Consider the following 8,714-nt stretch of genomic DNA (forward strand, 5'->3'; position numbering starts at 1 on the left):
ATATTCAGCTTGGTTTGAATGCAAGTAGGGCAATTTGGAGCTTTTTTCAACGCCATAGTTTGAGTAGTTTAATCAAGGTAAAAAACCGTTAATTGTACAGAGATACAATGGATTCTGTCGTTTAACGAATTCGCTTTATTAATTTGAAGGATAATTCGATTAAGCTAATTGGCATTCAAATTACAACATAGCTACCATTACCCTTGTTTTTTATCTTTCGATGCCACTTAATGACTAACTCACCCTGATTCAAGAGCTTATCTAATATTGAAAGACTTTGCCTGTTATTGATTTCGTTTATTATCATCTCAATTTGAGTATTCTTTGAGACGCGGTAACAATCCAAAGAAACTCAGAAGTACAACTGTAGTTGCTGCAATCACCATTTTAATCTCAAAACCATCTATATTGCTGAAACCTTGGTGAATTGACCGATCGAAAACTGCTTGGTTGATATCAAATGTCTTTTGATTAGCTGTTTTAAACTCTTCAAACAGCCAGTTGGACTGTCCAGACTTATTTCCTAGGCATAGAGCGATCGCCTCTTGATGCTTGCCACTGCGCTCTAACTGGCGAATTTGTTGGTCAATGGCAAGGTATTGACCCAAACTCACGAGACTGGCGAGGGTGGCTTCTTTTTCACCTGGGAAGGTGATATTATTCAGTTCCTCAGCGATGTAACCTTTAAAACCATCTATCTTTTTACCCTGAGAATTATAGGCAGATGCTATAGTTTCAGCAGTTTGTCCTTGAGGAATTTGGGCAATTTGCACTATATTGCTGAAAAAAGCTCGTTCGTAGTTCGTAGCAAAAGCTGGGTCAAGTAAATAGCGGCTTTCAGCAGCATTAGCGATGTAGGCATTAGCACTAGCTTGTCGCAAGGCGTGCATAGAATTAAACGCATCTTCTTTAGCCGTTCGGAGATTATCCCCAGCAGCCTGCAACGTGACTGTTGTATAAGTTAATAAAGCCAAGGTGATCGCTGTGGCAACCAACAGCATAGGATTGAGGGTGCGGCGCATCCTTTGACTCAGAAATATCTGAATCCCTACTAGCACAATCATCAGTGCTGCACCAGAAACAAAAATTAAGATCAAAGAATTATTAGCAGCAACCTTTTGTTCGGTATAAGTTTCTTCTAAAGCTTGTATATTTACTTTATCTAACTCGTCGGCTGCTGGCAGTAAGGTTTTATCCATAAGTTCCGCAGCTGCACGGTAAGCAATCAGCATAGCGTTAGTATCACCGCGTGCGTGAAAATCCCGTGCCTGCTGAATTTGGGCTATGTAGTTACCTAAGCCGAGTTGCATCGTCTGAATGGGTTTTCGCTCTTTATCTGCGTAGGTGATATTCTCAGCAGCAGCAACTAATCTTTCAGCAGCTTTTTGGTATTGCTCTTCGTAACCTTTGACTGCATCTTGGTTTTGTCCTGCTGGTACTAAAAGTTCATTAGCGACATTAGCATCCATATCGGCAAATGCGTCCTTGAGGCGTTGAGCAGTGACGATGCTGGGTGTGGAATCTTGACCAACGGTTTTGATCGCGTGTCTTTGCCCTTGAACTGCGCTAATAATCGCAATCAGTAATAGTAAACTGGTTGCTCCGGTTAAGTATAATCCTATCTGGAGTCGTTTTGGAGTGGTCAATTTATAGTTTTTCTGACTGAAAAGAGCGATGATTTTACTCATATATTTTATTTGCAGGTTTATCCTAATTTCCGAACAGCTTTCACCGCGATCCGAGTCCAATGTCCAAGGGTAAATTCATCTCCATCCTGAAGTTTTATATCTACCATCGGCTTCAATTCCACAGCTTTTAATTGTGTACCATTAGCAGAACCAATATCACGGAGAGTTAATGTATTGTCTGTTTCCAGAGTAAGCAAGGCATGGCGGTGTGAGACAGCATCATCAAAATCTAAAGCAATTTCTGGATGAATTGCTCTGACTTCGCTATTGCGACCAATTAAGTTAATTACCTGATCGAGATGAAATGTAATCGGTGGCTGATTTATAGGTGGTTCTGGACTTTCGGGATGGCGTAAAGATGGGTCAATATAGACAACGACATCCCAACCAATAACTAATAATTGAGAATCTATTAATCCAGACCCAGAACTATTGGTATTCGTCTGTCGCATTGTTCCCATTTCTTCTTCTTGGGTACGTTTGGCAATGGGTACTTCACCATGCGCCCCAGTAACGAAGTTGTAACCACAAATTTCACAAAAATTGCCACTATTTGATTCATGGACGGTGCTACAATCTGGGCAAATTTCTGTGGACTTAGTTGGCGTTACTGTTGAGTCAATTGTTTTTTGGACGAATGGAAGTTCAGGTACACCCAGAATCTTAGTACCGCACTCTGAACAAAAATCTAATTCAGTTGATTCATGTCCTTTAGGACATTTATAGATTGACATAGTTACTGAAGTAATTTTTAAAATCGGTATAAGTCGTTTGTATTTACCAATAACAATTAATTCGGAGATTTAGGAATTCGAGTAGTTTTTGTGGAACGTGTTTCCAATGCCATTGCATCTTCTTTGGCGACTTCTCGCTTCAACCGGACTGTCCCTGTCGGTGCATCTTCCACCTCAACTACGGTTTTCAGCAGTTTGGCTGTGGCTTCATTCCCTGATTCATGGGCTAGTTTTACTGCCTTGCCTAATTTGGCAGTAGCAAGCTCAATATCATTCCTAGCACGAGCTTCCAATCCTTCTTGAATTGACTGAGCCAGTTCTGCTTGTCCAGTATAGTGGGCAACTCGCCGATCGATTTTGGTAGATTTGGCTTCATCATTAGTCCAGGTTGCCAAAATGCGTGCTTCTGCAACTTTAGTTTCTGTGCCGTTGAGGGTGTATACTAAACTGGCTCGACCTGCTAACATTTCATCGCCGATATTACCTGGATTGACTTCGATACAGAAGTGGTAATCACGAGACTCGTTACTTCCCCAAGCTCCAGTAGGATAATCAACCATCTGAGGCTTGACAGGTTTATGGCGGTGGGTAAGGTCAACAATATCGGGACTAACTTGTTTACAAAACAAGACTTTGGCTCCTTGTGGTGTCCATAAACGTAAAGCGACATCGCTGACATTTTTACTCATGGCTTTTTCTAAAATGGCACGAAAGTCACTTTCAATCATTGCGGCGTTGGGAATAATATCGGTTGTCCCTAAAAGTTTGCTGGCAATTTCTTGAAGTTGAGCAACTCGCCAATCAGTTCCGACACCACGACAGTCACACTGAAAGACACCTTCACATTCAAGTAAAACTTGCTTCAAGGATTTCTCATCAGAGTCATCATTTTGCCCATCGGTGAGTAGTAGTGCTTGACGAACTGCGCTAGGCATCTTTTTGAATTGTGTTAAGGCTTGAGCCAACCAAGTAGACATGAGAGTACCGCCATTAGCTAAAGTACTCTTAATAGCTGCGATCGCTTCTTGCTTTTTTTCTATCGTGGCTGGAGAAACAGGAAAAACTACAGTGGCTTTACCAGCACCGGTGACGATGAAGAAATGGGCATCCTCTGGGAGCAATTTCACAATTTTGGTCATTGCATCTTTGGCTGCATGTATCTTGTCACCTCCCATTGAACCGGATGTGTCGCAAATGATGCCAAAAAGTCTGCCATTTTGTCCAGTTGCGACTCCACTATCACCTTTTTCGACGGTAATAGTCATAATGGCATCAACTTCTCTGGCTCCTTGGGGTAGATATTGGTTTTGAAAAACTTCGGCTTTAAATTGATGAGACATAGTGTTTTGTTTGTTTGAATAGGGTTTTTTTAACGAACCGCAGAGGCGCAGAGGACACAGAGAGAGAAGGAAGAGGAGGAAGAAATACTTAACGAACTGTATTGTTTTATGAGTATGAGAGTTTAATTCATAAATGGAGAACAGCAACAGTAATGTTGTCATGTCCACCACGATTACGGGCAAATTCTACAAGGGTGCGAGATATGCCGATCGCATCTCGATCGGGCGATCGCTGCACTAGGTTAGCCAAATGTGCTGCATCTAAGGTATAGTTCCACAGTCCATCACTACACAAAATCAGATATCCAGAACCAGGAATAGTAAACTTCACAATTGAGGGAACACCATCCTCAACGGCATCTGCTCCCAGCCAGCGCGTAATTGCATGAGCTTTGGGAGATTGTCTAGCTTCTGCTTCGCTGATTTTTCCGGCTGCGACTACTTCAGTTAACCAGGAATCATCCTGAGTCAATTGTTGGTAACTGTGAGCAGAAATCCAGTAAGCACGACTATCACCTAACCAGCCAATAGTAGCGATACCTTCTTGAACAATTACAGCCACAATAGTTGTAGATGGTGGTTCCAAATCTCCACTATTTCTATAAGAAATATTACATACATTAGCTAAAGCAGTAGCAAAAGCTGATTTAATTGCCGAAGCGGAATTTTCCCCTGTTTCCCACGCATTAGCTAGAGCCAGACAAGTACTTTCAGCAGCAGTTTTAGCAGCTAAATCAGGTTTTTCGGAACTAGAAACTCCATCACAAACTACGAGAATATTTGGCTGACTGCTGTTGAGTTGTTGTAAAGCGAGGAAATCTTCATTGCGGCTGTGTTTGAGTCCGCGATCGCTAACTCCGGCTAGCTGTGAATTAATTATTACTTCTAACCAATCATGCACTGGTGGTTCTTGGCGAAATCCACATTGGCAACAGTAGCCTTCAGGATCAATTCCTGCACCACATTTTTCACATTTATCGATCGCAGTTGGCGGTTTACTAGCCGTTAAGGGTGTACCGCATTCTTCACAAAATTTATCATCAGCTAAAATGGATGCACCACATATACACTGCATAATTATCCCCTCACTAGTAGTCTGTCAAATACAGATGAATAAAGGAACGAACCGCAAAGGACGCAAAGAGCGCTAAGGAAGAAGAAAAATTGAAAGATTTACTTACCCGTCAATTAGTTATTGACAGACTACTAGGTTTAAATTAGGGTTCTGGGACGTACCCGATTAGCTTCATCAACTAAAGAGATTTTTTCGTCTTCAGTTGCGAGGTGCGCCATGTCGCGTAAGGCTTTTTCCAATCCCTTTCTCAGATGCACTGCTTGTAATGGCTGCCCCAAAATTGTTAAATCGGCAGCAGCTTGGAGTTGGCGCGAGGTGATTAAATTGAGAGCAGTTTCTAATACTTGTTTAGTCAGGCGATAGCGATCGCTACCAACTAAAGTCAGTGCTTCAATGGCGACAGAAGCGGCTTTGAGTTCTTGAGTACCTGGAGCCGAGCGATCGCCATTGATTAAAGTTCGGGCAATCTCTACTCGCGCTCGTGTATATAAATTAGAAGTTTGCGGAATATTTTCCAAAGCTGTCACAGCACCATTGCGATTTCCAGTGGCACAAAAGCAACGTGCTAACCCAAGAGCTGCTGATACATAACTCGGATCGGTGCGGGACACCAAACTATACATCTTAATTGCTAATTGGTAATTTTCGGCAAGTTCTGCGGCTAACCCCAGCGCCAGTTTCGGAGCTAATTCTCCTGGTAAATCAAAATAAACTTGGTCAAATGCTTTCTGCGCCTCTGCGGGTTGATTTTGCGCCATCAGCGATCGCCCACGATACCAAAAGCTCCGCCAATCCCAAGGATCTTTAGCTACGACTTGGGCTATAGCTTGTTCTGCTTCTTGGTAATCATTGGTATCAATTAAGGTATTTGCCCAGCGCAACAAGGCTTCAGTTGATTTCGGGAATTGCTTGACAACAACATCTAAACCGACGGTTCGCTGGAGTGGATCGGCGATCGCGCTGGCATTTAGGACTGCATTAAAGCCCGGATCGCTAGCATCTAATATTGGTATCGGTAATTGCTGATATTCTGGCTTAATTGGTTCAAAACTTCCACTGTGGGTAATGGCCAACATATCGCCGCCAAACAGGTTACTGGTGGTGGGACGGGGAATATTGGTAGAAATGGCAACAACTTCCCGCAGTACACCCAATAACTGATCTGCCATTTCATCGGCTGACTGAAATCGGTCATCAGGATTTTCGGCGGTGGCTTTAATCAGAAAGCGATACAGTGATTCTTGTTGGGCAAATAAAGGTTCTTCTTGGGGACTGGGAAGTGTGTATAAATGTTCCTTACTAAAACCTTTAATCTCGGTGAGCAACACCGCCAAAGTTCTGCCAATGGTAAATAAATCGGAAACGATTGTGGGGCCTTCGCCAGCTTCGGGAGCGCTATAGCCGACTGTACCGTAAATATCACCATTAGGATCGTCAACGCGACGGACACCACCCAAGTCGATTAATTTCACGTCGTTGTCTTCGATCATGATGTTATCCGGCTTGAAGTCGCAGTATACTAACCCCAAGGAATGTAGATAGGCAAAAGCTCCCAAGATGCGGTGAATATATGCGATCGCTTCTGCTACGGGTAACGCCCTGCGAGTTTTGCGGATTTCTTTGAGGGTTTTACCGCCCACATACTCCATGATGATAAAACCTTCATTACCGTGGTTGACGAAATTATAAATTCCCACGATATTAGAGTGTTTTACTACTGCTAGGAATTGTTTTTCTGCCACGGCGACGGCTGCACTGGATGCGTCTTCGCTGTTGAGCAATCCTTTCAGTACTACATAGCGAGATAAAGTTTTATCGAAGCCTAAATAAATCCATCCTAAACCACCATAGGCGATCGCTCCTTTAACTTCGTATTGCCCGATAACTACATCACCAGGCTTGAGAGTTGGGATAAAAGAATACTTTTGTCCACACTTACTGCAAAATCCGTTTTCTCGTCGCAAAGAATGATTGCAATTACTACAAAAGCGTTTATTCTCCGGCACCATTGGGTTAGGAATAATCGCGTTTTCTGGTTCTGTTGAAGGTAGTTCTGGTACAGAAGTTAATCCTGCTCCTAGTTGTCTGCGGCTACTACGGGCAGAAGTGCTACTGGTACGCCGCGAACCCTTGGAACGATTGGTTAATGGAGAGGAACCTGTGGCTGTGGTAATTGGTGAACTTCTGAGTGTTTGTGACGCATTTTGTTTCTGGCTGACATCAAGAGATTTTAATGCTGCTAACCCACAGACATTACAGTAGTCATCTTCAATAGTGCCAGTACATCCATTCCGCAGACAGCGAAGACTGTTCATTGAAGTCTCCTAAGTTTATAATCATAAATCATTGGTTATTCTTCCCCTGATCTTTTTCACCAGATATCTACTTTATCCAAAAAGTGAAGGTTGAAAACCGAGTGTAATTGTGTGGGACTTGTTCATACTTCCGACTTCCGACTTCCGACTTCATTTTTTATTGTTCCCCGAAAATTGGCTGTTTAAACGTTTTTCATATTGGGAAACTAATTCCGATGCCTTATCTAATGGAGTTGGGCGCACATAAAGGAGTTGGGTTGCTTTTTGGGCTAAATCAACCAAGGTAATATCTTCAATCAATCCCCGCGCCAAGGCTTTCGCTTTGAGGGCATCCAATCTTCCACGTAACTCCCGACGAGTTTGTAATAAAGTATTATTACCTGTGTATGTCTGTTGCTCTACAGTTATGTATTCTTTAGCTTTGGCTATCCAATTATCTAAACCGAGCATAACTGGACTAACTAAACCCTCCTCTAGCTTGTTTTGTAAGCGTGTGAGCCATTGGCTAAGGGCATCTATCTGCTCTTGGGGTAATGGAGTGTGCTTTGTTAGATACAAAACTTTTTCTTGGCTTTCCGTAAAAGCGGTAATAGATTGTGAGTGAAGTCTAATTAATTGTGCTAATAAATTGTGAGCGATCGCCAGTTTCTCTTGTATCTGAGCCTGTTGTTTCTGGGCTTGCTCTAAGACTAATTTAACTTGTGCCAATAAAGGTTTGAGTTGCCGATCTATCTCTTTGCTCACTCCTAAAGGGTCTTGCTCAATCCTTTCTCGTAGAGAAGCGATCGCCTCATGAGCTTGTACCAGTTCACGACAAGAGGCTGGATTGAGTGATGCAGCTAAGTTTTGCCCTAAGATAATTTGCGATTCTGCATCTTGGAGTATAAATTCTAGATTTATCCAAGCGGCATCAACCGCTAGAACTGCATCTCTGGCTACAGAAAAAGCCTGAGTCATTACTTCTAATAATTGTGCAGGAGCGATCGCGTTTGCTTGTTGGGTCACAGTCAGTAATTCTCTCTGTGCCAATGGCGTTTGCACAACAGACAGATGAATCGAAGTGCCTGTTAATAGTTGTTTAATTTCATCAATTTTTTCCTCTGTTGCCAAAAATCGTGGTAGTTGCTGCCGCAATCTACTGGCTTGATCTATTGTTTGCACCAATAGGTCAAAGTACTGAAATAAATCGTTCATTGCCTCCAACGCTGGAGTCACTTTTTGAGCAGTAATGCCTGTCAAATGAACTTTAGGAAAACCAGGACTCCCACAAAGGCGTTGATATACTGGGAGTTCTTGTAGATCAAACAGGTTTTGGCTAACTACTTGAATTTTATTTTTCCAGTCAGCTAAGAGTTGATCAACAATTTTGTTTGTCATCATGAACACTGCTGTATAAAAGGCTTAGTGGCAACATTGCCCTCGATTCTATCTTTATTTGTTATCCATCAACAACTGCTCTAGAATAAGCAATTTCTTCCTCGAAGATAGAACCTGAAGAGATGAATTGTGAAAGAGTTGGTGTAGTAGATTATATCTTGATTATTTTTTCACAAAGAGATTGG

The 8,714-nt window shown here is 42.4% G+C and carries 6 protein-coding genes; all 6 read right to left on the bottom strand.

Annotated elements, in window-relative coordinates; genetic code table 11:
* Positions 1 to 308 precede the first annotated feature (308 nt).
* The 6 genes from HWQ38_RS03330 to HWQ38_RS03355 all read right to left on the bottom strand — a co-directional run bounded on the left by HWQ38_RS03330 (position 309) and on the right by HWQ38_RS03355 (position 8,532).
* A complete protein-coding gene (locus tag HWQ38_RS03330) occupies positions 309 to 1,688 on the bottom strand; it encodes a hypothetical protein (protein ID WP_292790003.1) in 1,380 nt (459 codons plus the stop codon).
* A gap of 17 nt (positions 1,689 to 1,705) precedes the next feature.
* The gene (locus HWQ38_RS03335; RefSeq protein ID WP_292790004.1) at positions 1,706 to 2,422 is read right to left on the bottom strand and encodes an FHA domain-containing protein; all 717 of its coding nucleotides are present in this window, start codon (positions 2,420 to 2,422) and stop codon (positions 1,706 to 1,708) included.
* 56 nt (positions 2,423 to 2,478) lie between these two features.
* Positions 2,479 to 3,762, bottom strand: a complete 1,284-nt coding sequence (locus tag HWQ38_RS03340) for a VWA domain-containing protein (RefSeq protein ID WP_292790005.1) — start codon at positions 3,760 to 3,762, stop codon at positions 2,479 to 2,481.
* A gap of 127 nt (positions 3,763 to 3,889) precedes the next feature.
* Positions 3,890 to 4,837 carry a PP2C family serine/threonine-protein phosphatase gene (locus tag HWQ38_RS03345; protein WP_292790007.1) on the bottom strand — a complete coding sequence of 316 codons (948 nt, stop codon included), beginning with the start codon at positions 4,835 to 4,837 and terminating at the stop codon, positions 3,890 to 3,892.
* A gap of 137 nt (positions 4,838 to 4,974) precedes the next feature.
* Positions 4,975 to 7,152, bottom strand: a complete 2,178-nt coding sequence (locus tag HWQ38_RS03350) for a serine/threonine-protein kinase (RefSeq protein ID WP_292790009.1) — start codon at positions 7,150 to 7,152, stop codon at positions 4,975 to 4,977.
* A 150-nt stretch (positions 7,153 to 7,302) separates the two neighbouring features.
* Positions 7,303 to 8,532, bottom strand: coding sequence for a hypothetical protein (locus tag HWQ38_RS03355; RefSeq protein WP_292790011.1), 1,230 nt, complete (start codon positions 8,530 to 8,532; stop codon positions 7,303 to 7,305).
* Positions 8,533 to 8,714: the final 182 nt, after the last annotated feature.

Source organism: Nostoc sp. NMS7, from assembly GCF_017115085.1.
Lineage (GTDB): Bacteria > Cyanobacteriota > Cyanobacteriia > Cyanobacteriales > Nostocaceae > Nostoc.